Annotated in this window: 18 protein-coding genes; 6 read left to right on the forward strand and 12 right to left on the reverse strand. The window is 59.7% G+C overall.

What is annotated here, in order from left to right:
• Positions 1-166: 166 nt before the first annotated feature.
• Positions 167-1,630, reverse strand: a complete 1,464-nt coding sequence (locus tag ABV589_RS05505) for a glyceraldehyde-3-phosphate dehydrogenase (RefSeq protein ID WP_367085193.1) — start codon at positions 1,628-1,630, stop codon at positions 167-169.
• Positions 1,631-1,984: 354 nt separating this feature from the next.
• Between ABV589_RS05505 and mfd the strand changes: the two genes are divergently transcribed.
• The 3 genes from mfd to ABV589_RS05520 are packed head-to-tail and all read left to right on the forward strand — an operon-like array spanning position 1,985 to position 8,713.
• Positions 1,985-5,434, forward strand: coding sequence for a transcription-repair coupling factor (gene mfd / locus ABV589_RS05510; RefSeq protein WP_367085194.1), 3,450 nt, complete (start codon positions 1,985-1,987; stop codon positions 5,432-5,434).
• A 10-nt stretch (positions 5,435-5,444) separates the two neighbouring features.
• Positions 5,445-6,011 carry a CsiV family protein gene (locus ABV589_RS05515; RefSeq protein ID WP_367085195.1) on the forward strand — a complete coding sequence of 189 codons (567 nt, stop codon included), beginning with the start codon at positions 5,445-5,447 and terminating at the stop codon, positions 6,009-6,011.
• 11 nt (positions 6,012-6,022) lie between these two features.
• Positions 6,023-8,713, forward strand: coding sequence for a DEAD/DEAH box helicase (locus tag ABV589_RS05520; protein ID WP_367085196.1), 2,691 nt, complete (start codon positions 6,023-6,025; stop codon positions 8,711-8,713).
• A gap of 148 nt (positions 8,714-8,861) precedes the next feature.
• On the opposite strand, the gene ABV589_RS05525 is transcribed toward ABV589_RS05520, so the two are convergent.
• The 4 genes from ABV589_RS05525 to ABV589_RS05540 all read right to left on the reverse strand — a co-directional run bounded on the left by ABV589_RS05525 (position 8,862) and on the right by ABV589_RS05540 (position 14,790).
• Positions 8,862-12,155 (reverse strand): DEAD/DEAH box helicase, encoded by a 3,294-nt coding sequence (locus ABV589_RS05525; protein WP_367085197.1) that lies wholly within the window; start codon positions 12,153-12,155, stop codon positions 8,862-8,864.
• Between the two features lie 9 nt (positions 12,156-12,164).
• The gene (locus ABV589_RS05530; RefSeq protein ID WP_367085198.1) at positions 12,165-12,902 is read right to left on the reverse strand and encodes an S-methyl-5'-thioinosine phosphorylase; all 738 of its coding nucleotides are present in this window, start codon (positions 12,900-12,902) and stop codon (positions 12,165-12,167) included.
• Between the two features lie 11 nt (positions 12,903-12,913).
• A complete protein-coding gene (gene nagZ / locus ABV589_RS05535; protein WP_367085199.1) occupies positions 12,914-13,924 on the reverse strand; it encodes a beta-N-acetylhexosaminidase in 1,011 nt (336 codons plus the stop codon).
• A 158-nt stretch (positions 13,925-14,082) separates the two neighbouring features.
• Positions 14,083-14,790, reverse strand: a complete 708-nt coding sequence (locus tag ABV589_RS05540) for a TetR/AcrR family transcriptional regulator (protein WP_007961819.1) — start codon at positions 14,788-14,790, stop codon at positions 14,083-14,085.
• A gap of 229 nt (positions 14,791-15,019) precedes the next feature.
• Between ABV589_RS05540 and lexA the strand changes: the two genes are divergently transcribed.
• Together lexA and sulA are read left to right on the forward strand one after the other, a co-directional pair.
• Positions 15,020-15,628, forward strand: a complete 609-nt coding sequence (gene lexA / locus ABV589_RS05545) for a transcriptional repressor LexA (RefSeq protein WP_003226590.1) — start codon at positions 15,020-15,022, stop codon at positions 15,626-15,628.
• 10 nt (positions 15,629-15,638) lie between these two features.
• A complete protein-coding gene (sulA, locus tag ABV589_RS05550) occupies positions 15,639-16,112 on the forward strand; it encodes an SOS-induced cell division inhibitor SulA (RefSeq protein ID WP_003226591.1) in 474 nt (157 codons plus the stop codon).
• A gap of 97 nt (positions 16,113-16,209) precedes the next feature.
• Here the strand turns inward: sulA and ABV589_RS05555 are convergent, their stop codons facing one another.
• The 7 genes from ABV589_RS05555 to ABV589_RS05585 all read right to left on the reverse strand — a co-directional run bounded on the left by ABV589_RS05555 (position 16,210) and on the right by ABV589_RS05585 (position 24,616).
• On the reverse strand, positions 16,210-16,443 hold the full coding sequence (locus ABV589_RS05555; protein ID WP_003226592.1) for a hypothetical protein: 234 nt from the start codon (positions 16,441-16,443) through the stop codon (positions 16,210-16,212).
• A 106-nt stretch (positions 16,444-16,549) separates the two neighbouring features.
• The gene (locus ABV589_RS05560) at positions 16,550-17,074 is read right to left on the reverse strand and encodes a DUF6586 family protein (RefSeq protein WP_367085200.1); all 525 of its coding nucleotides are present in this window, start codon (positions 17,072-17,074) and stop codon (positions 16,550-16,552) included.
• A 143-nt stretch (positions 17,075-17,217) separates the two neighbouring features.
• On the reverse strand, positions 17,218-19,848 hold the full coding sequence (gene topA / locus ABV589_RS05565; protein ID WP_367085201.1) for a type I DNA topoisomerase: 2,631 nt from the start codon (positions 19,846-19,848) through the stop codon (positions 17,218-17,220).
• A gap of 114 nt (positions 19,849-19,962) precedes the next feature.
• Entirely contained in the window at positions 19,963-20,199 is a 237-nt protein-coding gene (locus tag ABV589_RS05570; protein ID WP_007961814.1) for a DUF1653 domain-containing protein, read from the reverse strand.
• 99 nt (positions 20,200-20,298) lie between these two features.
• The gene (gene fadA / locus ABV589_RS05575; RefSeq protein ID WP_003226599.1) at positions 20,299-21,474 is read right to left on the reverse strand and encodes an acetyl-CoA C-acyltransferase FadA; all 1,176 of its coding nucleotides are present in this window, start codon (positions 21,472-21,474) and stop codon (positions 20,299-20,301) included.
• A 29-nt stretch (positions 21,475-21,503) separates the two neighbouring features.
• The gene (fadB, locus tag ABV589_RS05580; RefSeq protein ID WP_367085202.1) at positions 21,504-23,651 is read right to left on the reverse strand and encodes a fatty acid oxidation complex subunit alpha FadB; all 2,148 of its coding nucleotides are present in this window, start codon (positions 23,649-23,651) and stop codon (positions 21,504-21,506) included.
• Positions 23,652-24,178: 527 nt separating this feature from the next.
• Positions 24,179-24,616, reverse strand: coding sequence for a hypothetical protein (locus tag ABV589_RS05585; RefSeq protein ID WP_027611444.1), 438 nt, complete (start codon positions 24,614-24,616; stop codon positions 24,179-24,181).
• Between the two features lie 103 nt (positions 24,617-24,719).
• On the opposite strand from ABV589_RS05585, the gene ABV589_RS05590 reads away from it, so the two are divergent.
• Positions 24,720-25,157, forward strand: coding sequence for a universal stress protein (locus ABV589_RS05590; RefSeq protein WP_007961810.1), 438 nt, complete (start codon positions 24,720-24,722; stop codon positions 25,155-25,157).
• Positions 25,158-25,264: the final 107 nt, after the last annotated feature.

Genomic DNA, 25,264 nt, shown 5'->3' on the forward strand with positions numbered 1-25,264 from the left:
AGCCAGCTCCCACAGGGATTTCAGGATGTGACCGCAATCGTGCGACTTCCCCACAACCTGTGGGAGCTGGCTTGCCAGCGATAAGGCCGGTACAGGCAATTGAGATTCAGCAGGCATAAAAAAACGCCCCGACCTAAGTCGGGGCGTTTTCATTTGCAGCCAAGGCTTAGCGCGGGAACGCTGGCGGGTTTACACCGGCCATGTCTTCCATCACGCGAACCACCTGGCAGCTGTAGCCGAACTCGTTGTCGTACCAGACGTACAGAACAACGCGGTTGTCCTGAACGATGGTCGCTTCAGCGTCGACCACACCGGCGTGACGCGAACCCACGAAGTCGGTGGACACCACTTCCTGCGAGTTGACGAAGTCGATTTGCTTGTGCAGATCGGAGTGCAGCGCCATGTAGCGCAGGTACTCGTTCATCTCTTCACGGCTGGCGGCTTTCTCAAGGTTCAGGTTGAGAATGGCCATCGACACGTTTGGCGTCGGAACGCGGATCGCGTTACCGGTCAGCTTGCCGGCCAGCTCAGGCAGAGCCTTGGCAGCAGCGGTGGCAGCACCGGTCTCGGTGATCACCATGTTCAGCGCGGCGGAACGGCCACGGCGATCGCCCTTGTGGAAGTTGTCGATCAGGTTCTGGTCGTTGGTGTACGAGTGAACGGTTTCGACGTGACCGTTGATGATGCCGAACTTGTCATTCACAGCCTTCAGCACCGGCACGATGGCGTTGGTGGTGCAGGAAGCGGCGGACACGATCTTGTCGTCAGTGGTGATTTCGTTGTGGTTGATACCGTGAACGATGTTCTTCAGCTTGCCTTTGCCAGGCGCGGTCAGAACAACGCGAGCGACACCCGGGCATTGCAGGTGCTGACCCAGGCCATCGGCGTCACGCCATACACCGGTGTTGTCCACCAGCAGCGCGTCTTTGATGCCGTACTGGGTGTAATCCACCTCGGTCGGGTTCTTCGCGTAGATCACCTGGATCAGGTTACCGTTGGCGGTGATGGTGTTGTTTTCTTCGTCGATGACGATGGTGCCGTTGAACGGACCGTGTACCGAATCGCGACGCAGCAGGCTGGCGCGTTTGGTCAGATCGTTTTCGGCGCCTTTGCGCACGACGATGGCACGCAGACGCAGACCGTCGCCACCACCGGTTTTCTCGATCAGAATGCGCGCCAGCAGACGGCCGATACGACCGAAGCCGTACAGCACAACGTCAGTGCCTTTACGGGCCGAAGCGTTTTGCTGACCAACCACGTCAGCCAGTTCTTCACGCACGAACTGCTCGGCGCTGCGGCCATTGCCTTCGCTGCGGAATTTGAACGCCAACTTGCCCAGGTCTACCGAAGCCGCGCCGAGCTTGAGCTCGCTCATGGCTTTCAGCAGAGGGAATGTTTCGTGGACGGAGAGTTCGCTATCGTCGGAGGAACGGTGGCGAGCAAAGCGGTGCGCTTTGAGAATCGCGATGACAGACTGGTTGATCAGGCTGCGGCCATAGATCGAGCTCACCACGTTATTATTGCGGTAGAGCTGACCGATAAGCGGAATCATCGCTTCTGCGAGTGCTTCACGGTCGATCCATTCACCAAGACACTGGTCGGGCTTCTGAGTCACGGGAACCTTCCACATGTAGGGGCAGAAAAAAGGGGCTACATTATGCCGCCGAGAACCTCTTGTAGCAATGCGCGCTTGTCGCGCAATCGGTAACAAAATTCCGTTCAAAAAAATTACGCCCCGCGCCAGCCCAGTAAAACCGGGGCTTCCAGCGCAGTCAATTTTTCGACGACTGTTAGACGATGTCTGTAACCCTCCGTAACACCAGTCGATTTCGGCACTACATAACCCTGAAAAAAGTGCTCGTTTTTATGGTTACCACTACATTTTGCGCAAAGCGCGAAGATAGACGCAGTCTGCAACTGACAGCCGGCACCGGACGCCGTTACAATTACCGACTTTGTCGCAAAGCCTGGAGCTCAACCTTCCGTGCCCGTTCTGCGTCTACCGCTTCTCCCTGCCGCGGCAGGTAAACAGCATTGGGGCAACCTGCCCGGTGCTGCCCTCAGCCTCGCGATTGCCGAGGCTGCCAGCGCTGCCAAGCGCTTCACCCTGCTACTGACCGCCGACAGCCAGAGTGCCGAACGGCTGGAACAGGAGCTGAGTTTCTTCGCCCCGGATTTGCCCGTGCTGCATTTCCCCGACTGGGAAACCCTGCCGTACGATTTGTTCTCGCCGCACCAGGACATCATTTCCCAGCGCATCGCCAGTCTTTATAGGCTGCCGGAACTGGCGCACGGCGTGCTGGTGGTGCCAATCACCACCGCCCTGCACCGCCTGGCGCCGACCAAGTTCCTGCTCGGCAGCAGTCTGGTGCTGGATGTCGGACAGAAGCTCGATGTCGAACAGATGCGCTCGCGCTTGGAAGCCAGCGGTTATCGTTACGTCGACACCGTATACGAGCACGGCGAGTTCACCGTGCGCGGCGCACTGATCGACCTGTTCCCGATGGGCAGCAAATTGCCGTATCGCATCGACCTGTTCGACGACGAAATCGAAACCCTGCGCACCTTCGACCCGGAAAACCAGCGTTCCATCGACAAGGTCGATTCGGTCAAGCTGCTGCCGGCCCGAGAATTTCCGCTGCAGAAAGATGCGGTCACCCGCTTCAAGGCGCGGTTCCGCGAGCGTTTCGACGTCGACTTCCGACGCTGCCCGATCTTCCAGGACCTGAGCAGCGGCATCACCCCGGCCGGTATCGAGTACTACCTGCCGCTGTTCTTCGACGAAACCTCGACGTTGTTCGATTACCTGCCGCAGGACACTCAAGTGTTCTCGCTGCCGGGCATCGAACAGGCGGCAGAAAACTTCTGGAACGACGTGCGCAATCGCTACGAAGAGCGCCGCGTCGATCCATCGCGCCCTCTATTGCCGCCTGCGGAATTGTTCCTGCCGGTGGAAGACTGCTTCGCCCGCCTCAAGAGCTGGCCACGGGTCGTCGCCAGTCAGCAGGACGTCGAATCCGGCGCCGGTCGCGAGCGCTTCCCGGCGCAGGCACTGCCAAACCTGGCGATCGAAGCCAAGGCCACGCAACCGCTGGCGGCGCTCTCGGCGTTCCTCGATGAATTCCCCGGGCGCGTGCTGTTCACCGCCGAATCCGCGGGCCGGCGTGAAGTCCTGCTGGAGCTGCTGGAACGTCTGAAGCTGCGGCCGAGAACCGTCGACAGCTGGCCGGACTTTGTCAGCAGCAAGGATCGTCTGGCGATCACCATCGCCCCGCTCGACGAAGGCTTGATGCTCGATGACCCGGCGCTGGCGCTGGTGGCGGAGAGCCCGCTGTTCGGTCAGCGCGTCATGCAGCGCCGGCGCCGGGAAAAACGCGCCGACGCCAACAACGATGCAGTGATCAAAAACCTTACCGAACTGCGCGAAGGCGCGCCGGTGGTGCATATCGATCACGGGGTCGGGCGCTATCTGGGCCTGACGATTCTGGAAATCGATAATCAGGCGGCCGAATTTCTCACCCTGGAATATGCGGAGAACGCCAAGCTCTACGTGCCGGTGGCCAACCTGCATCTGATCGCCCGTTACACCGGCAGCGATGACTCACTGGCGCCGCTGCACCGCCTCGGCTCCGAGACCTGGCAGAAAGCCAAGCGCAAGGCTGCCGAACAGGTGCGCGATGTCGCTGCTGAATTGCTCGACATCTATGCCCGTCGTGCCGCGCGTGAAGGCTATGCATTTGCCGACCCGAAAGCCGATTACGCAACTTTCAGCGCCGGCTTCCCGTTCGAAGAAACCCCGGATCAGCAAGCCACCATCGAAGCCGTACGCGAAGACATGCTTGCGCCAAAACCGATGGACCGGCTGGTCTGCGGCGACGTCGGTTTCGGCAAGACCGAAGTGGCGATGCGTGCTGCGTTCATCGCCGTGCACGGCGGACGTCAGGTGGCGATTCTGGTGCCGACCACCCTGCTCGCCCAGCAACACTACAACAGCTTCCGCGACCGCTTCGCCGACTGGCCGGTGACCGTGGAAGTGATGAGCCGCTTCAAGTCGGCCAAGGAAGTCAACGCGGCGATTGCCGATCTGGCGGAAGGCAAGATCGACATCGTCATCGGCACGCACAAGCTGCTGTCCGACGATGTAAAAATCAAAAACCTTGGCCTTGTCATCATCGATGAAGAACACCGTTTTGGTGTGCGGCAAAAAGAACAGCTCAAGGCCCTGCGCAGCGAAGTCGACATTCTCACGCTGACCGCCACGCCGATTCCGCGCACGCTGAACATGGCGGTGTCGGGCATGCGCGATCTGTCGATCATCGCCACGCCTCCGGCTCGACGCCTGTCGGTGCGCACCTTCGTCATGGAGCAGAACAAGAGCACGGTCAAAGAGGCCCTGCTGCGTGAACTGCTGCGTGGCGGTCAGGTGTACTACCTGCACAACGACGTCAAAACCATCGAGAAATGCGCGGCGGATCTCGCCGAACTGGTGCCGGAAGCACGGATCGGCATCGGTCACGGGCAGATGCGTGAGCGCGAACTCGAACAGGTGATGAGCGACTTCTACCACAAGCGCTTCAACGTGCTGATCGCCTCGACCATCATCGAGACCGGCATCGACGTGCCGAGCGCCAACACCATCATCATCGAGCGCGCCGACAAGTTCGGTCTGGCGCAATTGCACCAGTTGCGCGGACGTGTCGGTCGCAGTCACCACCAGGCTTACGCCTACCTGTTGACGCCGCCGCGCCAGCAAATCACTTCCGATGCGGAAAAGCGTCTGGAAGCGATTGCCAACACTCAGGACCTCGGTGCCGGTTTCGTCCTGGCGACCAACGATCTGGAAATCCGTGGCGCCGGCGAACTGCTGGGCGACGGCCAGAGTGGGCAGATTCAGGCCGTAGGCTTCACGCTGTATATGGAAATGCTCGAGCGCGCAGTGAAGTCGATCCGCAAGGGCGAACAACCGAACCTTGACCAACCGCTCGGCGGTGGCCCGGAGGTCAATCTGCGCGTGCCGGCACTGATTCCGGAAGACTATCTGCCGGATGTTCACGCCCGCCTGATTCTGTACAAGCGCATCGCTTCGGCCACCGATGAGGAAGGCCTGAAGGATCTGCAAGTGGAGATGATCGACCGCTTCGGTCTGCTGCCGGAGCCAACCAAGAATCTGGTGCGCATCACTGCACTGAAGTTGCAGGCCGAGCAACTGGGCATCAAGAAAGTCGACGGAGGCCCGCAAGGTGGACGCATCGAGTTCGCCGCGCAGACGCCAGTCGACCCGATGACCTTGATCAAACTGATCCAGACTCAGCCAAAACGCTACAAATTCGAAGGCGCGACGATGTTCAAGTTCCAGGTGCCGATGGAACGCCCGGAAGAGCGCTTTAATACTGTAGAGGCGCTGTTCGAGCGACTCCTCCCGAAAACCGTTTGAAGGACGCCGCATGCGCCTGTTTCGCTCACTGACTTTGCTACTCACTTTCGTAGCACCGATGGCGTTTGCCGATGATCTGTATCAGGTCGAAATGATTCTGGTGCGCCAGAACGCCGTGCCGGCGATCGTCAGCCGTGCCGCCCCGGAAGACTGGGCCGCCGGCGCTCAACGCCTGGGTGATGACAGCCTGCGCACACCCGCGCTCGGCGACGTTGCCAGCAAACTCAGCGCCAGCGGTGATTACAGCGTGCTGATGCACAAGGCCTGGCAGCAGACCCTCGGCGAAGCGCCAACCAAGGTTGCCGTCAGCGACGGCAAGGAACAGTTCGGTCAGTTCCCGATCGAGGGCACCCTGGAAATGAAACTCGGGCGCTTCACCGACGTGAACGCCGACTTCTGGGTCAACCAGATCGACAGCAACGGCCTGGTCACCGCCAGTGAGCGCCTGAAGCAGGACAGCCACACCAAGAATGGCCAACTCAACTACCTCGACAACGGCCACCTGGCGCTGCTGATCAAGATCACTTCCCTGACGGCGCCCGCCCCACGGCAAGCCCCTGAAGCGATTCCGGACTGATCGAAGTCCTTATGTCCCCGCCCCTGAGTAAACCGTTGGCACCCTCCTGGGTCAGCCGATTCAAGGAACAGAGCCTGGAGCGTGGCCGCCGCTACGCCCTGGAGAACCGGGTACGCATCGCCCAGGTCGGCGATGCGACCATCACCGCCAGTTGCGAAGGCTCTGGCGGTAATGTCTACCGTCAGACCATTCACTTGCGCGAGTCAGCCAAAGGCACCCTGCTGCTGGTTGACGCTACCTGCACCTGCCCGGTGCGCAACAACTGCAAACACTGCGCAGCAGTACTCCTGCAAGTGCAGGAAACCCTCGAATACCCTGCCGCCGCAAAAGACGCCGAACTGCTGGAAAAACTCCAGGCTGTATTGGAGAACCGCAGCCCCAAGGCGCCGCCGCAAGTGCTGGTGGACAACGTGCAACCGCTGCCGCGCCTGTGGCTGGCGAGTGTCGAGTTCAGCGCGTTCGAGCCGCGCAATGGCAAGATGCAGCGCTACATCCAGCATCGGGCGGCGCTGTCGTTCAGCTATCTGGATGAGTACGTCAGCGGGCAGAAAAACAGCGACATTCTGATTCGCCAGGAAACCCAGACCCTGCGGATAAAACGCCATCCGGAAGTGGAACAGTCCTACCGCGAACAGTTAAGAATCCTCGGCTTCCGTATCGCCACGCGCCAGAGCAAAGCGCTGCCGGAAAGCGCCGGCGAGCTGTACGAGATGGTCAACGACAGCGCCTGGCTGACGTTTACCCTCAACGAACTGCCGAAGCTGCGCACCCAAGGCTGGGAATTGCAGATCGACGAGGAATTCGGTTTCGACCTGACCGCCGTCGACGACTGGTACGCCACCGTCGAACAGGCGCCGGAGCGCGACTGGTTCGATCTGGAACTGGGGATCATCGTCAATGGTGAACGCCTGAGCCTGCTGCCGATCCTGCTCAACCTGATGCGCTCGCACACGGAAATCCTCAACCCGGAACGCCTGGCGCGGCGCCGCGATGACGAGCTGATTCTGGTCAATGTGCCGCAACGCAGCAGTGAGCACGGGCCGCTGCAAGTGGCGCTGCCCCTTGGCCGACTAAAACCGGTACTGGCAACGCTGGGCGAGTTCTACTTGCAGGAGCCGGGCGAAACCACCCTGCGCCTGAGCAAGGCCGACGCCACGCGGCTCAACTCGCTGGAAGGCATTCCCCTGCTGTGGGAAGGTGGCGAACAGATTCGCAGTTTCGCCCAACGCCTGCGCGACATCCGCGACTACAGTGCACAAGCGCCGAAGGGCTTGAACGCGACGTTACGTCCTTATCAGCTCGAAGGCTTGAGCTGGATGCAGTCGCTGCGTCAGCTTGAGGTCGGCGGGATTCTGGCGGACGACATGGGTCTGGGTAAAACCCTACAGACCCTGGCGCATATTCTCAGTGAGAAAAACGCCGGGCGCCTGGATCGGCCATGCATGGTGGTGATGCCCACCAGCCTGATCCCGAACTGGCTCGACGAGGCCGCGCACTTCACGCCGCAGCTTAAAGTGGTCGCGCTGTACGGTGCCGGCCGCAAAAAGCATTTCGAGCATCTGGCCGACTTCGACCTGATCCTGACCACCTATGCACTGCTGCCCAAGGACGTCGAACGGCTGGCACAACAGCCGCTGCACGTTCTGGTGCTCGACGAAGCGCAGTACATCAAGAACCCTAACAGCAAGGCCGCGCAGGCCGCTCGCGAACTCAACGCGCGCCAGCGCCTGTGCCTGAGTGGCACACCGCTGGAAAACCACCTCGGCGAGTTGTGGTCGTTGTTCCACTTTTTGCTGCCGGGCTGGTTGGGCGATGTCAAAAGCTTCAATGCCGACTACCGCGTGCCGATCGAAAAGCGCGCCAGCGAAGTCAGGCTGCAGCACCTCAATGGACGGATAAAGCCGTTTCTGCTGCGCCGCACCAAGGAACAGGTGGCCACCGAACTGCCACCCAAGACCGAGATCATCCATTGGGTCGATCTCAACGAAGCCCAGCGCGACGTGTACGAAACCATGCGTCTGGCGATGGACAAGAAAGTCCGCGACGAAATCACTCGCAAAGGCGTGGCGCGTAGCCAGATCATCATTCTTGAAGCCTTGCTCAAGCTGCGTCAGGTTTGCTGCGACTTGCGTCTGGTCAACGACGCCACCCTGCCCGCCCGTGGCAGCAGCTCGGGCAAGCTCGACAGCCTGATGGAAATGCTTGAAGAGTTGTTCGAGGAAGGCCGGCGAATTCTGCTGTTCTCGCAGTTCACCTCGATGCTGTCACTGATCGAAGATGAACTGAAAAAACGCAATGTGGCCTACGCCTTGCTGACCGGTCAGACCCGCGATCGGCGCACGCCGGTGAAGGAATTCCAGAGCGGCAAGCGTCAGATCTTTCTGATCAGCCTGAAGGCTGGCGGCGTCGGCTTGAACCTGACCGAAGCGGATACGGTGATTCATTACGATCCGTGGTGGAACCCCGCCACCGAGAATCAGGCGACTGACCGTGCGTATCGAATCGGCCAGGAGAAACCGGTGTTCGTCTACAAGATGATTGCCCGGGGCACGGTGGAAGAGAAGATTCAGCACCTGCAGAAGGAAAAGTCTGACTTGGCAGCGGGCGTGCTGGATGGGCGCAAGGCCGGGGACTGGAAACTGCAGAGCGATGATATTGAAGCGCTGTTTGCGCCGTTGCCGGACAAGTTCGACAAGCGTTGAGATGTGTTTTTTCCGATAAATTGCCATCGCTGGCCAGCCAGCTCCCACGGTGCTTTGCGTTGAGCACTATTTTGTGAACATTACAAAACCTGTGGGAGCTGGCTTGCCAGCGATGGGGCCATCAGATATCGAGCTCTGACCTGGACAGTCAACCCCTGGAAACCGGCAGCGGCGCAAACAGCGCCTCGATGTCACTCTGCTCCAGCTTGAACCCACCTGTCGTACCGCCTTCCAGCACCGCCCCGGCCAGCGCAGCCTTCTCCTGCTGCAGCGCCTGGATTTTTTCCTCCACGGTACCTTTGGCAATCAACTTGTAAACAAACACCGGATTGTTCTGCCCGATACGATAAGCGCGATCAGTTGCCTGATTCTCCACCGCCGGGTTCCACCACGGGTCGAAGTGGATCACCGTGTCCGCAGCCGTCAGGTTCAGACCGGTACCGCCAGCCTTGAGGCTGATGAGGAACAACGGCACCTTGCCGCCCTGGAATTCCTTCACTGGCGTGCGCCGATCGGTTGTGTCGCCAGTCAGCAACGAATAACCGATGGCGCGATGCTGCAACTCCTGCTCGATCAGCGCCAGCATCGAGGTGAACTGGGAGAACAGCAGGATGCGCCGACCTTCGCCGAGCAACTCTTCGAGCATCTCCATCAGGCTGATCAGCTTGCCGCTGCCCGAGCGCAATGCCTTCGCCGTGAGCGGCATGTTGATCAAGCGCAGATCGCAGCAGACCTGCCGCAGCTTGAGCAAGGCATCAAGAATAATGATCTGACTGCGCGCCACACCACTGCGGGCAATTTCGTCGCGCACTTTTCTGTCCATCGCCACGCGCACCGTTTCATAGACGTCGCGCTGGCCGTCGCTGAGTTCAACCCAATGGATGATTTCGGTTTTCGGCGGCAGCTCAGTGGCGACCTGATCTTTCTTGCGACGCAGCAGAAACGGCTTGATGCGCGCCGTCAGGTGCTGCATGCGCTGGACATTGCCATGCTTCTCGATCGGTGTGCGGTAATCGCGGTTGAAGGATTTGCTGTCGCCCAGCCAGCCAGGCATGAGGAAATGAAACTGCGACCACAGCTCGCCCAGATGGTTTTCCAGTGGCGTGCCGCTCAGACACAAGCGCTGACGGGCCTGCAAGTCACGTGCGGCCTGCGCCGCTTTGCTCAGCGGGTTCTTGATGTTCTGCGCTTCGTCGAGAATCAGTACGCTCCACGACTGCGGCCGCAACGTTTCAAGATCCCTGGGCAGCAAGGCGTAAGTGGTCAGCACCAAGTCGTATTCGGCGAGATTGGCGAAGTCTTTTTGCCGCCCGGTCCCATGCAGCGCCAGGACCTTCAACTGAGGCGTGAAGCGCTGGGCCTCGTCGAGCCAGTTGGGAATCAGACTGGTCGGCATCACCGCCAGTGCCGGGCAATCGAGGCGCCCGGCGTGCTTTTCCGTGAGCAGATGCGCCAGGGTCTGCAGGGTTTTGCCCAAGCCCATGTCATCGCCAAGAATGCCGCCGACCTCCAGCTCCCGCAGAGTCTGCATCCAGCCAAGGCCTTCGAGCTGATATGGGCGCAGTTGCGCATTAAGGCCGGCCGGCGCAGCAATGTGGGTGTGACTGGAATTGTGCAGCCGCTTGGCAAAAGTGCGCAGGCGTTCGCCGCCCTGCCATTCCAGTGGCACGCCATCGAGCATACTCAGGCGCGCGGCGTCTGGAGCAGTCAAGCGCAGCGCATCGCCCTGATGTCCGCCCAGGTACAGCTCGCCCAGCGTCGCCATCAGCGGTTTGACCCGACTCAGCGGCAACGCCACCTTGGCGCCTGCCGGGTCGCCAAAACCGCTGGGCTTGAGTTCAATAAGGAGTTTTTCGTCGTCGCTGCGTTGCGCCAGATTCACCGGGTCGAGCAAACGTGGCTGGGTGCGCAACAGATGCAGAAGGATCGGCAACAAGCTGTAGCGCTCGCCATTGACAACGATGCCCAGTTGCAGATCAAACCATTGATGCCCGACCTCCTCTTCAACCTCCGCGTACCAGTGTTCAACCGGCTGCACATCGAAATGGAAGCCGGGACTGATTTCGATTTCCCAGTCCGCGGCGCGCAGTGTGGCAAGCCCTTCGTGCATGAATCCGAGCCAGGCGGAATCATCCGGCAAGGTGAACATCTCGCCGGGACGATCCATAGCGCTCTTGCGCGTGGCTTTTTTGAAGCCGTGCTTTTGCAGGCTCTGGCGCAGCTTCTTTTCCATTGCAGGCTGGCGTCGAATGCGCTGGGTTTCAGTGCCATTGAGGATCATCACTTCCGGATGACGATCCACCGCCGGATGACCGTTGTAGGTAAACACCAGAGCGGCGCGGTGTTCCAGAACGTATTCCCAGCGCGAACGCTCCCGGCCGCTGACCAAGGTCAGTTGCGGCTGCGGAAGCACGTCATCGATGATTCGTTCGGTGAGCTTGTGCGGCGGCGGGATTTTGGTCATCGCGCTCATGCGATGGCTGAACTGCATGGCCTGACGCGCGGGGATGTCTGGGGCGAGGGTCAAATGGCAGGCCAGTTTTTCTTCCAGCTCACTGAACAGAGGGCCAACCTGTCGCTGCTCACGATCGAGGTAATAAAGCGGCTCCAGCGCCAGCACGGTTTCCTGCGTAGCCTCGGCACTGCTCCACTGGGCGCGGAACCCACCGTCGGCCTGCTCGGCCCAAGAGAACAGACCCATGCGTTTCGCGCCCGGCGTCAGTGGCTGCAAGTTTTCGAAATCAAGGAACAGGCGCGAGGTGCGCAGAAGCATTTCCAGCAGTTCCGCGCCACTGCTGCCTTCCAGCGGATAGCCGCTGTAATAGGCATGATGGGAATGCATGGCGACCAACAGCCTGGCGACGCGCAGATCCAGTTCGGACAAATAACCGGGCTGACGCATGAGCATGTCCGAGAGCGAATACATCGGTTTTACTTCGCGTAACTCGCCGCTCTTGAGCTGATGGACCTTGAAAATATCGAGCAGCCACTTGCCGTTCGCAGACGTGGGTTTGAGCTTGTAAAACAAGCGCGTACCCGCGATTTGCGCCCTTTCGTCGACGGATTTGACCGGAACGGGGATAGTCGAAAGCCAATGCTCCAGCGCCCGCCCCATGGGGATCTGTGCGTCACTTTCGGACGTATCGTCGTCAATGCCCTGCAGGTGATAGAGCACCGCCGCGCAGTGCTTGCAATCAATCACGACGGGGCAGGTGCATAAGCAACGCAAATTAATCGATCCCAGGCGATCTTCGGACAGGTAGATGCTTTGTTCATATGCCTGACTTTCGGAACCGACGCAGAACGCCTCGATCTTCATGTCATTGATCTCGATGATCTCTACCCGATCATCGGCAGCATAAGCGCGGGCCTTGGCCAACGCCTTGCTACTGAATGCGTGAGTCCATGCCAGCCCTTTAAGCCGCTCGATGAAAATGCTCATGGACAGCCCTTAGCTGGCCAACACCCGCGCGAGCGTCGATTTCACCTTGCCCATCCCGTCATGCAGCGCCTGCTCGATCTCGGCCATGGTGATAACCGCCGTGGTCTTGCCCGCTGCCGGGTTCACCACCAGCGACAGACAGGCGTAATCCAGATCCAGCTCACGGGCCAGTGCCGCTTCCGGCATGCCGGTCATGCCGACGATGTCGCAGCCATCACGTTCCAGACGCACGATTTCGGCCACGGTTTCCAGGCGCGGGCCCTGGGTGCAGGCATACACGCCCTGATCGCTGTATTCGCAACCTTCGGCAGCCAGCGCGGCGATCAGTTGCTGACGCAGTGGCTCGCTGTAGGGGAAGCTGAAATCGATGTGGGTTACGTGCTCCAGATCATCGGCGAAAAACGTGTGCTCGCGACCGCTGGTGTAATCGACGATCTGGTGTGGCACGCAGAAATGCCCGGTGCCCATGGCCGGATGGATCCCGCCCACCGCGTTGACCGCGATGATCGCCTCGGCGCCGGCCTGCTTCAGTGCCCACAGGTTGGCGCGGTAGTTGACCTTGTGCGGCGGGAAACGGTGCGGATGGCCATGACGGGCGAGGAACAGCACTTCCTTGCCAGCGTATTCGCCGATCTGCACGTCGGCCGATGGCGCACCGTAGGGCGTGTCCACCGCCAGCGACTGGCGAATGGTCAACCCTTCGAGTTGAGTCAGACCGGTGCCACCGATGATTGCGTAAACCGTCATAGCAGAAATCCTTAATCGATCAGTTGAGCGTCTTTTAGCGCGCCGATGGCGGTGAGCCAGCGCGGGTCCTGGCGGTAGTCGGTGCTGGCGAACGCCTGCCCGCGCATGCGGGCGATGCGCGCGGACGGCTTGACCTTCATCCGTTGCGCAGCGCTCAAGGCCAGTTCCGCCGCTGCCCGGTCGTTGCACACCAGGCCCATGTCGCAACCGGCGCTGAGCGCAGCTTCAATACGACTGGCGGCGTCGCCGACCACATGGGCGCCGGCCATCGACAGGTCGTCACTGAAGATCACGCCGTCGAACTGCAATTCGCCGCGCAGGATGTCCTGCAACCAGCGGCGGGAGAACCCGGCAGGCTGTGAATCGACTTGCGGGTAGATGACGTGGGCGGGCATCACTGCGGCCAGTTGTTTGCTGAGTCTGGCGAAGGGTACGAGGTCGTTGGCGCGGATCTCGTCGAGGCTGCGCTCGTCGTTCGGGATCGCCACATGGGAGTCCGCCTCGGCCCAGCCGTGACCGGGGAAATGCTTGCCGGTAGCGGCCATGCCCGCGCTGTTCATGCCACGGATGAAGGCGCCGGCGAGTAATGCGGCGCGCTCGGGATCGCCCTCGAACGAACGGGTGCCAACCACGGCGCTGCGCTGGTAATCAAGATCCAGTACCGGGGCGAAACTCAGGTCGAGGCCGACCGCCAGCACTTCGGTGGCCATGATCCAGCCGCATTGTTCGGCGAGGAATTCGGCGTTCGGGTTGTCGGCAATGGCGCGCATCGCCGGCAAGCGCACGAAGCCCTGACGCAGGCGTTGCACGCGACCGCCCTCCTGGTCCACCGCCAGCAGCAGATCCGGGCGAATGGCGCGGATCGCCGCACTGAGCTCACGCACCTGGCGTGGATGCTCGATGTTGCGCGCGAAAATGATCAGGCCGCCCACTTCGGGCTGACGCAACAATTGGCGATCTTCGGCCGTCAGCCAGGTACCGGCGACGTCCACCATCAACGAGCCTTGCAGGCCAGCAGTCATAGAGATTCCTTGAAAACGAAAAACCCGATCCGCCAGAAATCGCTACCGTGAGCAGTGCTCGGCAGGTCAGTAATTTCTATGAAGATCGGGTTCAGAACGAGAGTCGGCATGGGCGGCTAGCTTAGCGGATACAAGCAGCCGCGCCCACCCGTGCGCGGCTAAACCTTGGCGGCGACCGGGGTCGATTTGCTGCGCGGGCGAAGCTGCGCAGTGGCCATCGCCGGGTCGGTGACACCGGTTTCGGCACGCATGCCAGCAGCAAGGAACGGCACCATCAGACGCATCACCTGTTCGATCGAGGTGTTGACGCCGAAATCGGTCTCGGCAATCGCGCGCAAGGCCTTGATCCCGGACATGCTGAACGCCGCCGCGCCAAGCATGAAGTGCACGCGCCAGAACAGCTCGATGGGAGGAATGCGTGGAGCCGCTTCGTTGACCAGCAGCATATAGCGGCGGAACACCTTACCGTACATGTCTTCCAGATAACGACGCAGGTGGCCCTGGCTCTGACTGAACGCGAGGCCGAGCAAGCGCATGAAGATCGACAGGTCGTTGCCGCTGCGCGGCTGCACCACCAGCGCCTGCTCAACGAGGATCTCCAGCAGTTCCTCAAGCGTCGGCTTGTTTTCAGGCTTGGCCTGCCGCCGCTCCAGCTCCTTGTCGAGGCTGATGCAGAACGGCCCGAGGAAGCGCGAAAAAACCGCCTGGATCAGCGCCTTCTTGGAGCCGAAATGATAGTTCACCGCCGCCAGGTTTACCCCGGCCTTGCTGGTGATCAAACGCAATGAGGTTTCGGCGAAACCTTTCTCCGCGAACAACTGCTCGGCAGCATCAAGAATGCGTTCAACGGTTTCCGACTGGGCCATGGCTACTCCGCCTGACAAACACTTGTTTGAAACATACGTTTCAGCCTGTGCCTTGTCAAGCCTGCCGGTTCGCTTTGGGAATGGTCGGTCAGCTATTTAACCACACTCGCCCGCTTCATTAATCAGCAAGGCCGCCGACCGTCCGGCGGCCTGTAAAAAAACGGGCATTGCCAAGACCGCTTCACTGTATATAATCCCAGTCACTGTATAAAAAGACAGAGCGATCAATATGCTAAAGCTGACGCCACGCCAAGCCGAGATTCTGGCCTTTATCAAACGCTGCCTCGAAGACAACGGCTATCCGCCAACCCGCGCGGAAATCGCTCAGGAGTTGGGCTTCAAGTCGCCGAATGCGGCCGAGGAACACCTCAAAGCCCTCGCCCGCAAAGGCGCTATCGAGATGACCCCGGGCGCCTCCCGCGGCATTCGCATCCCCGGCTTCGAAGCCAAGGCTGACGACTCCACCCTGCCGATCATTGGCCGGGTCGCCGCCGGCGCGCCAATCCTCGCCCAGCAACACATCGAAGAGTCCTGCAACATCAACCCGGCCTTCTTTCATCCCCGCGCCGACTACCTGTTGCGCGTGCATGGCATGAGCATGAAGGACATCGGCATTTTCGACGGTGATCTGCTGGCGGTGCATACCACCCGCGAAGCACGCAATGGCCAGGTGGTCGTCGCACGTATCGGCGATGAAGTGACCGTCAAGCGCTTCAAGCGCGAAGGCAGCAAGGTCTGGCTGATCGCCGAAAACCCCGAGTTCGCCCCTATCGAAGTCGACCTGAAAGATCAGGAACTGGTGATTGAAGGCTTGAGTGTCGGCGTCATCCGCCGCTAAAGGAGGCTTTATGCAGTTCCCACACACACCTCAGCAAACACAACTGCCTTTATTCGAAGCGTTTCTGGCACAACCGATGGCGCCGATCCTGAAAGATGTGGTCGAGCGCCCGTGGATTGCCGAACCGGAAGTATTCAGTGAGCTGTCACTGCGCGGCGCGGCCGGGAACTGCCTGAACCTGCTGGCCCCGATCCTTCGGGAACTGAGCGAGGATCAGGATGCGCGCTGGCTGACGCTGATCGCCCCTCCAGCCAGCCTGACACAAATCTGGCTGCGAGAGGCCGGCCTGAACCGTGAACGCATTCTGCTGCTGCAACCACGCGGCGCGCAAAGCGCTCAGCAACTGGCCTGTGAAGCGCTGCGCCTGGGTCGTAGCCACACGGTGGTAACCTGGCTCAATCCGCTGAACACCAGTTCACGGCAACAGCTGATCAGCGCTGCCCGCACGGGCGACGCTCAGAGCCTGAACATTCGATTGGGTTGATTCGCGTGTAACACGCGCTGTGTGAAGCGCAGGGCTTCTCCAGGGACAGAGAAGCCAACTTGGTGCAGTAACGGCAGACACCAAAAAGCAGCGGGGATCAGTGAAGAACCCGCGGCCCTTCTTCCTTATCAAATTCGCCTTCGACCATACGACCGGCCATCTGTACGCCGACGCTCAACATCGCCTTGGCGATTTCCACGTGCTGGCCTTGCAGGAACGCCTTGGCATCCTCGGAGAAATCCAGCGTCACCAGAGAACCCTCGTCCTCAGCCCTGCGCAGTTCGATTCGGCCGTCTGGTAACTCGACAATTTCTAGAAAGGACGTTGGCATATAGGTCTGTTCTCCACGAAAGGCAGGGATTATATAGACATCATTCAGGCTTCGCTCGGGATCTTGACCAGCAGCATGCTTCAGATTGCCACTGTGTCAATTGTCCTCAGCACTCGTTCAAGCCTTCGCGAAAGCGGATGGCCAAGCCTTTGAGATGCTGCCGCCAGCTCTCCAGCTCTTCCCGACTCAACTCCTGCGGCGACTCTTCTTCATCCAGATTAACGGCCTGAATCAATGGCTGCGTCACATCGCCCTTGGGCTTGTGTGGCACCCGTGGCGGCTGGAACAACGCCGAGTGCGCCGCCAGCAGTTTCGCCAGCCAGGTTTCAGGGTTACCGGCCAGCTCCACCATCTCGGCCAGCTCAGGGATCGCAATCGACTCCAGAACATCACGAGTCAACAGCGCTTCGGCCCGCGACGCATTGGCCTGAGGCAGACGATAGAAACCGGCGATCTCATGACACAGCCCCAACAGCGCACCGTAGAGGTGAAACAACGCCGACTCACGTCCAGCTTGAATCAGCGCCAACGAATTCATCGCCCGCCCCTCTTCGGCGCGAGCCAGAGCCTCCAGCGACAGGCCGGCGAAATAGATCTTCTGATTGGTGCGGGTATAGAGTTCGTGCGCCATGCCGATAGTCTCCACAGCGAAATAATTGCGTCACACAGACCCGACAGTGTCGTGGATCAACGGATCCGACCGCAAGCACAAAACAAAAAGGCCGCATGAAACCCGAGGGTCATCATGCGGCCTTTTGTGTATCAGGCTAACGCTTACTCAGCCTTGGCTTTCGTGCGCTTGTCTTCAACAGTCCACTTGCCACCGTCGTAGTACGCCTTCCAGCCGGTAGGCTTGCCGTCGACCTCGGTCTGCACGTATTGCTCCTTGGTCTTGCGGCTGTAACGGATTACTGCCGGCAGACCATCAGGGTCCTTCTGCGGCGCTTCGCAAAGGAAGTGGTATTTCGGATCGATCTCATCTTTGTGCGGCAGAATCTCGATCACCAGCGGAGCACGGGTCTCGCGGTTTTTCGGGAACTGGCTGGCCGCCAGGAACAGACCGGAAGCACCGTCGCGCAGGATGTAGGTGTCGTTGACCTTTTCGCATTTCAGCTCAGGCATCTTCACCGGGTCCATCTTCGGCGGCGCCGCGTCACCGCTCTTCAGCAGTTTGCGGGTGTTCTTGCAGGTCGGGTTGGTGCAACCGAAGAACTTGCCAAAACGGCCGGTCTTGAGTTGCATCTCGCTGCCACACTTGTCGCACTCCAGGCTCGGACCTTCGTAGCCCTTGATGCGGTAGTTGCCCTCTTCGATTTCGTAGCCGGCGCAATCCGGGTTGTTACCGCAGATGTGCAGCTTGCGCTTCTCGTCGAGCAGGTAGGCGTCCATCGCCGTGCTGCAGATCGGGCAGCGATGCTTGCCGCGCAGCACCAGCGACTCCGACTCGCCCTCGTCGTCCGCAGCGATCTCGTCGCCCGGCACCAGGTTGACGGTGGCCTTGCAGCGCTCTTTTGGCGGCAGGCTGTAGCCGGAGCAACCGAGGAACACGCCGGTCGATGCAGTACGGATCTGCATCGGACGACCGCACGTGGTGCACGGAATATCAGTCATGACCGGCTGGTTGGCACGCATGCCGCTTTCCGGGTTCTCGGCCACTTCGAGCTTCTTCTTGAAGTCGCCGTAGAACTCGTCCAGCACGTTTTTCCAGTCGCGCTCGCCCTGAGCCACATCATCGAGGTTCTCTTCCATGCCGGCGGTGAAGCCGTAGTCCATGAGGTTCGAGAAGCTCTCCGACAGACGCTCGGTGACGATGTCGCCCATCTTTTCCGAGTAGAAACGACGGTTGTGCAGGGTCACGTAGCCGCGATCCTGAATGGTCGAAATGATCGCTGCATAGGTCGAAGGACGACCGATGCCGCGTTTTTCCATTTCCTTCACCAGGCTCGCTTCGGAGTAACGGGCCGGCGGCTTGGTGAAGTGCTGCGACGGATCGAGCTTGATCAGCTTCATCGCGTCGCCCTGCGCCATGTCCGGCAGAACATCGTCATCGCCAGGCTTGGCGATCTGCGGCATGACGCGGGTGTAACCGTCGAACTTGAGGATACGGCCCTTGGCGCGCAGCTCGAAGTCGCCAGCTCCTACGCTGACGGTAGTCGACAGGTATTGCGCCGGGAGCATCTGGCAAGCGAGGAACTGGCGCCAGATCAGTTCGTAGAGGCGCTCCGCATCACGCTCCATGCCCGCCAGCTTGCTTGGCGTGGTGTTGGCGTCAGACGGACGAATCGCTTCGTGAGCCTCTTGTGCGCCTTCCTTGCTGCTGTAGACGTTCGGCGTTTCCGGCAGGTACTTCTTGCCGAACTCGTCTTCGATGTAGGTGCGCGCCATCGCCACGGCATCAACCGAGAGGTTGGTCGAGTCGGTACGCATATAAGTGATGTAGCCGGCTTCGTACAGACGCTGGGCCATCATCATGGTTTTCTTCACGCCGAAGCCCAGGCGGTTGCTCGCGGCCTGCTGCAGGGTGGACGTGATGAACGGCGCCGACGGCTTGCTGCTGGTCGGTTTGTCTTCGCGCTTGACGATGCTGTAGCTGGAAGACTTGAGCTTCTCCAGCGCGGCCATGGCCTGGGCTTCGTTGAGCGGTTTGAAGGCTTCACCCTTCTCGCGCGCCACTTCGAAACGTACGGTCGAACCCTTGGCGGTGCCAAGATCAGCGTGCACTTCCCAGTACTCTTCCGGGTTGAACGCACGAATCTCGCGCTCACGCTCGACCACCAGCTTCACGGCAACCGATTGCACGCGACCGGCCGACAGGCCACGGGCGATTTTCGCCCACAGCAACGGCGAGACCATGTAACCCACGACGCGGTCGAGGAAACGACGCGCCTGCTGGGCGTTCACACGATCGATGTCCAGCTCGCCCGGCTCGGAGAAGGCTTCCTGAATCGCCTTCTTGGTGATTTCGTTGAACACCACGCGCTTGTAGCGGCTGTCGTCACCACCGATGGCTTCGCGCAGGTGCCAGGCAATGGCTTCCCCCTCGCGATCCAAGTCGGTTGCGAGATAGATGGTGTCAGCATCCTTGGCGAGCCGGCGCAGCTCTTCGATGACCTTCTCTTTGCCCGGGAGGATCTCGTACTGGGCTTTCCAGCCATGCTCGGGATCGACCCCCATGCGCGAGACCAGTTGCTTGCGCGCTTTCTCTTTCGGCGTGAGCACCGGCCCCTCGCCCGCGGCAGCCTTGCCGCGCTTGGCGGCTGGCTCTTTGCTGGCGCTAGCCGAACCGCTGGTGGGCAGGTCTCGGATATGGCCGATACTCGACTTCACCACGTATTGGTTGCCCAGATACTTGTTGATGGTCTTGGCCTTAGCCGGGGATTCCACAATGACCAGCGATTTGCCCATGGATCAGAAAATTCCTGAATTCTAGAAGTGAAAGGCGGTTGGCGCCTGACGCGGCACCGCTATATATAGTTGATACAAGGTGAGGTCAAGCACAGGGTTCTGTGCGCACTCGCCTCATGCCTTGGAAAAAAGGCTCGGTTCGGCTTGCACCAAAGCAAAGCGTGGCACCTGCTCGCCGTCAACCTCGACCGACTCGACGAACATGCTCAAAGGGCGTACCCAAAAGCCGTAATCCCCATACAGGGCTTGGTAAAACACCACTTCCTCTTCGGTCTCGGAATGCCGCGCAACACTGAATACGCGGTACTGCGGACCTTTGTAATGTTGGTAGAGCCCAGGTTGTATCGGCATGTTTTGGCCCTCACTCAAATTTTTTCAAAATAAATACAAAAATAAATCCACAAAAACAAAAACCGGGGCACTTGGCCCCGGCTTCCATCGACGAGACGCTTAAACGCGTTCGAAGACGGTGGAGATGCCTTGGCCGAGACCAATGCACATGGTGGCCACCCCGAAGGTGCCGCCATTCTGCTTCATCACGTTCAGCAAGGTGCCGGAAATACGGGCACCGGAGCAACCGAACGGGTGACCCAGGGCGATCGCGCCGCCGTGCAGGTTAACCTTCTCGTTCATCTTGTCGAGTACTTTCAGATCTTTCAGCACTGGCAGCGCCTGTGCAGCGAAAGCTTCGTTGAGTTCGAAGAAGTCGATATCGTTGATGCCAAGGCCCGCACGCTTCAGGGCTTTTTGTGTCGCCGGCACTGGACCATAGCCCATGATCGCCGGATCCACACCCGCCACTGCCATCGAACGGATCACCGCCATCGGCTGGATCCCCAGGTCCTGCGCACGTTGCGCCGACATTACGATCATGCACGAAGCACCATCGGTGATCTGCGACGAAGTACCGGCAGTCACGGTGCCGCCCTTTGGATTGAAGGCAGGCTTGAGGGCCGCCAGACTTTCCAGAGTGGTTTCCGGACGAATGGTTTCGTCGTAGTCGTACAGCTTCAGGAAGCCGTTTTCGTCGTAGCCCTGCATCGGGATGATTTCGTCTTTGAACTTGCCTTCCACAGTTGCCTTGTGGGCCAACTGGTGGGAGCGCACGCCAAAGGCGTCCTGCTGCTCACGGGTGATGCCGTGCATCTTGCCGAGCATTTCTGCGGTCAGACCCATCATGCCCGAGGCTTTCGCTGCGTACAGCGACATGTGCGGGTTCGGATCGACACCGTGCATCATGCTCACGTGACCCATATGCTCGACGCCGCCAACCACGAACACGTCACCGTTACCGGTCATGATCGCTTGCGCCGCAGTGTGCAGAGCGCTCATCGACGAGCCACACAGACGGCTGACGGTCTGGCCGGCCGAGGTGTGCGGAATCTGGGTCATCAGCGACGCCATGCGCGCGATGTTCCAGCCTTGTTCCAGGGTCTGGTTCACACAGCCCCAGATCACGTCCTCGACTTCAGCAGGATCGACCTTGGCGTTGCGCTCCAGCAGTTTGCTGATCAGGTGCGCCGACATGTCTTCGGCGCGGGTGTTGCGGTGCATGCCGCCCTTGGAGCGGCCCATCGGAGTACGACCGAAGTCGACAATCACGACGTCTCTAGGATTCAAGCTCATAAGTTCACTCTCACTCTAGTTGGGGGCGCTTAACCGAAGAAGCTCTGGCCGTTTTTGGCCATTTCGCGCAGCTTCGCGGTCGGGTGGTACAGCGCGCCCAAATCAGCGTACTGGTCAGCCAGGGCAACGAACTCGGCAACACCGATCGAATCGATGTAGCGCAGCGCACCGCCACGGAATGGAGGGAAACCGATACCGTAGACCAGACCCATGTCGGCTTCGGCGGCGGTTTCAACGATGCCGTCTTCCAGGCAACGCACGGTTTCCAGGCACAGCGGGATCATCATCCAGTTGATGATGTCTTCGTCAGTGACTTCGCGCTGCTCGTAAACGATCGGCTTGAGCACTTCCAGCACCGACGGGTCGGCAACCTTCTTCTGCTTGCCTTTCTTGTCGGCCTCGTAGGCGTAGAAGCCCTTGCCGTTCTTCTGACCCAGACGCTTGGCTTCGTACAGCACGTCGATGGCCGAACGACGGTCATCCTTCATGCGATCAGGGAAACCTTCACCCATCACGTCACGACCGTGGTGGCCGGTGTCGATACCGACCACGTCCATCAGGTACGCCGGGCCCATTGGCCAGCCGAATTTTTCCATGACCTTGTCGATGCGGACGAAGTCCACGCCGGCGCTGACCAGCTTGGCGAAACCGCCGAAGTACGGGAACAGAACGCGGTTGACCAGGAAGCCCGGACAGTCGTTGACGACGATCGGGTTCTTGCCCATTTTCTTGGCGTAGGCAACGGTAGTGGCAATTGCCAGCTCGCTGGACTTCTCGCCACGGATCACTTCCACCAGCGGCATCATGTGCACCGGGTTGAAGAAGTGCATGCCGACGAAATTTTCCGGACGCTTGAGGGCTTTGGCCAGCAGGCTGATGGAAATGGTCGAGGTGTTGGACGCGAGGATGGTGTCCTCTTTGACCTTGTCTTCGACTTCAGCCAGCACGGCTTGCTTGACCTTCGGGTTCTCGACAACCGCTTCGACAACCAGATCCACGTGACCGAAATCACCGTAGGACAGGGTCGGACGAATGCCGTTGAGCACTTCAGCCATTTTCGCAGCAGTCATGCGACCTTTATCAACGCGGCCAACCAGCAGTTTGGCGGCTTCGGCCAGACCCTGCTCGATACCGTGCTCGTTGATGTCTTTCATCAGGATCGGCGTACCTTTGGAGGCCGACTGGTAGGCGATACCGCCACCCATGATGCCGGCGCCGAGTACGGCTGCCTGCTTCACGTCCTTGGCGATTTCGTCGTAGGCCTTGGCCTTTTTCTTCAGTTCCTGATCGTTCAGGAACAGGCCGATCAGGCTCTGCGCGGCAGAGGTCTTGGCCAGCTTGACGAAACCCGCAGCTTCGACTTCCAGCGCCTTGTCACGACCGAAGTTCGCGGCTTTCTGAATGGTCTTGATCGCTTCGACCGGCGCCGGGTAATTCGGGCCGGCTTGACCTGCCACGAAACCTTTGGCGGTTTCGAAGGCCATCATTTGCTCAATGGCGTTCAACTTGAGTTTTTCAAGTTTTGGCTGACGCTTGGCTTTGAAGTCGAACTCGCCGGAAATGGCGCGCTTGATCAGTTCAAGGGCTGCTTCCTGCAGCTTCTCGGGGGCCACCACGGCGTCGACGGCGCTGACTTTCAGAGCGTCTTCAGGACGGTTTTCCTTGCCGGCGGCAATCCACTCGATGGCGTTATCGACGCCAATCAGGCGCGGCAGACGCACGGTGCCGCCGAAGCCTGGGTAGATGCCCAGTTTGACTTCCGGCAGACCGATCTTGGCCTTGGTCGACATGACGCGGTAGTCCGCCGCCAGGCACATTTCCAGACCGCCACCCAGGGCGATGCCGTTGATCGCGGCCACGGTCGGAACGTTGAGGTCTTCGAAATCGCTGAAGATCTTGTTGGCTTCGAGATTGCCAGCAACCAGCTCGGCATCCGGCAGCTTGAAGTTGTCGACAAATTCGGTGATGTCGGCGCCGACGATGAACACGTCCTTGCCACTGCTGACGATCACGCCCTTGATCGAAGCATCTGCCTTGATGATGTCCACGGCCTGACGCAGTTCGTTCAGGGTAAGACGGTTGAACTTGTTGACGGACTCACCCTTGAGGTCGAATTTCAATTCGACGATGCCACTTTCAAGAGCTTTAACCGTGATGGCTTTACCTTCGTAAATCATCAACTGATCTCCACGATATGGAAGCTGAACAGTACACGTCGGACGCAGGTAAATGGCTCGGCAGGACGTTTTTTCGTCGATGCTGACGCCAATCCACCCGGCACACCCGCCAACGCGATAGTCGGGATTCTGTAGGAGCAGTCTGTAAGACAAACGCTCAATTCATACGCCCGTTTGATTTGGGTACGTCACCTTCACGGAATTTCCAACAATTGTCAATCGCCCAAAATACGGGTTGAAATGCGACTTTGTGGTCATTTCCGTTGCACACAGATCCGCAACACGCAGCTGCATGCAAAGCCATTCATAGAATCAATAGTTAGAAAAGTCGCCCTAATTCCCGGCGAGCCTTGTTTAACAGGCTACGCTGGCTGGACTACAGGGAGAATCGCTGACCGCGAAAAGCCAAGTCAGCGATAAAAAAAGTTACCGGCCTGCCTGGCCACCCCGCCCGATGAATCATGTCGGGCTTTTTATTGCTCGTCTGCCGGACGCTCCCCACCCTTGCAGTGGGAAAAGTCCGCGAGTCAGGCCAGCGCTTTCAGAGTCGCGTCGATATCCTGCAAAACCGTGGCTTCGCCCTTCTCGCCCCAGTACAGCGCGATCATCTGCTTGTCGGCCTCGACCTTGAACACGTTGCCCGGCAACTTTTCGAAATGATCGAGCAGCAGGCGGTCCTCGCAGACCTCCTGCCACTGATTGACCCACACACCCGGCGATTTCTGCCAGTAGGTCCAGCACGCCGGCTGGGTGCCACGCCGTGGCCGATGATATTGCGCGCATGGGCTGGGCGGCTCCTGAGACAGCCAGTGTGGCCACTCCTGAGGCGCCAGTTGCATGGCCAGCCCGATGCGTCGCGCCTCCATGCGAAGGGCCATCCGGCCGCTCTGCACACGCGATGGGCGCAACCATGCCAGTGGACTCAAAACCACCAGCAGGATTGACACCACCAACCAGACCGTCATATCTCTACTCCCGACTTAAGGTGAGCGCATTGTGTCACTTTGGAACCAATGCGCTTGAAACCAGCCATACTTAACAATATTGAACCGTCACGAGGAGCACCTCATGCCCTACAACCATATCCTGGTCGCCGTAGACCTGACCGAAGAGTGCGACCCTGTGATTCACCGCGCCCGAGAGCTGTCGGCGAGCAATGGCGCCAAGCTGTCGCTGGTGCATATCGTCGAACCGATGGCGATGGCGTTTGGCGGCGACGTGCCGATGGATCTGTCACAACTGCAACAGCAGCAGTTCGATCAGGCCAAGGAGCGACTTGAGCGCTTGAAAGCCAAATACGCCGAACTCGAGGGCGCCAATTGCCACCTGACCTATGGTCAGCCACGTCAGGAAATCCATCATTTCGCCAAGGAAAACCAGTGCGACCTGATCGTGGTCGGCAGCCACGGCCGCCACGGTCTGGCGCTGCTGCTCGGGTCCACGGCCAACGACGTACTGCACGGCGCACCTTGCGACGTGCTGGCGGTGCACCTGATCAAACGCTGAAACACAAAACCCTGTGGGAGCGAGCTTGCTCGCGAAGGCGTCGGCACATCAACATTGATGCTACCTGACATACCGCTTTCGCGAGCAAGCTCGCTCCCACATTGGAA

Source organism: Pseudomonas sp. HOU2, from assembly GCF_040729435.1.
In the GTDB taxonomy this organism is placed as follows: domain Bacteria; phylum Pseudomonadota; class Gammaproteobacteria; order Pseudomonadales; family Pseudomonadaceae; genus Aquipseudomonas.

What these genes read in the sequence shown, in the direction of transcription:
- ABV589_RS05505 (WP_367085193.1), bottom strand. Translation starts at nt 1,630, where the DNA reads ATGTGGAAGGTTCCCGTGACTCAGAAGCCCGACCAGTGTCTTGGTGAA.
- ABV589_RS05515 (WP_367085195.1), top strand. Translation starts at nt 5,445, where the DNA reads ATGCGCCTGTTTCGCTCACTGACTTTGCTACTCACTTTCGTAGCACCG.
- ABV589_RS05520 (WP_367085196.1), top strand. Translation starts at nt 6,023, where the DNA reads ATGTCCCCGCCCCTGAGTAAACCGTTGGCACCCTCCTGGGTCAGCCGA.
- ABV589_RS05525 (WP_367085197.1), bottom strand. Translation starts at nt 12,155, where the DNA reads ATGAGCATTTTCATCGAGCGGCTTAAAGGGCTGGCATGGACTCACGCA.
- ABV589_RS05530 (WP_367085198.1), bottom strand. Translation starts at nt 12,902, where the DNA reads ATGACGGTTTACGCAATCATCGGTGGCACCGGTCTGACTCAACTCGAA.
- nagZ (WP_367085199.1), bottom strand. Translation starts at nt 13,924, where the DNA reads ATGACTGCTGGCCTGCAAGGCTCGTTGATGGTGGACGTCGCCGGTACC.
- ABV589_RS05540 (WP_007961819.1), bottom strand. Translation starts at nt 14,790, where the DNA reads ATGGCCCAGTCGGAAACCGTTGAACGCATTCTTGATGCTGCCGAGCAG.
- lexA (WP_003226590.1), top strand. Translation starts at nt 15,020, where the DNA reads ATGCTAAAGCTGACGCCACGCCAAGCCGAGATTCTGGCCTTTATCAAA.
- sulA (WP_003226591.1), top strand. Translation starts at nt 15,639, where the DNA reads ATGCAGTTCCCACACACACCTCAGCAAACACAACTGCCTTTATTCGAA.
- ABV589_RS05555 (WP_003226592.1), bottom strand. Translation starts at nt 16,443, where the DNA reads ATGCCAACGTCCTTTCTAGAAATTGTCGAGTTACCAGACGGCCGAATC.
- ABV589_RS05560 (WP_367085200.1), bottom strand. Translation starts at nt 17,074, where the DNA reads ATGGCGCACGAACTCTATACCCGCACCAATCAGAAGATCTATTTCGCC.
- topA (WP_367085201.1), bottom strand. Translation starts at nt 19,848, where the DNA reads ATGGGCAAATCGCTGGTCATTGTGGAATCCCCGGCTAAGGCCAAGACC.
- ABV589_RS05570 (WP_007961814.1), bottom strand. Translation starts at nt 20,199, where the DNA reads ATGCCGATACAACCTGGGCTCTACCAACATTACAAAGGTCCGCAGTAC.
- fadA (WP_003226599.1), bottom strand. Translation starts at nt 21,474, where the DNA reads ATGAGCTTGAATCCTAGAGACGTCGTGATTGTCGACTTCGGTCGTACT.
- fadB (WP_367085202.1), bottom strand. Translation starts at nt 23,651, where the DNA reads ATGATTTACGAAGGTAAAGCCATCACGGTTAAAGCTCTTGAAAGTGGC.
- ABV589_RS05585 (WP_027611444.1), bottom strand. Translation starts at nt 24,616, where the DNA reads ATGACGGTCTGGTTGGTGGTGTCAATCCTGCTGGTGGTTTTGAGTCCA.
- ABV589_RS05590 (WP_007961810.1), top strand. Translation starts at nt 24,720, where the DNA reads ATGCCCTACAACCATATCCTGGTCGCCGTAGACCTGACCGAAGAGTGC.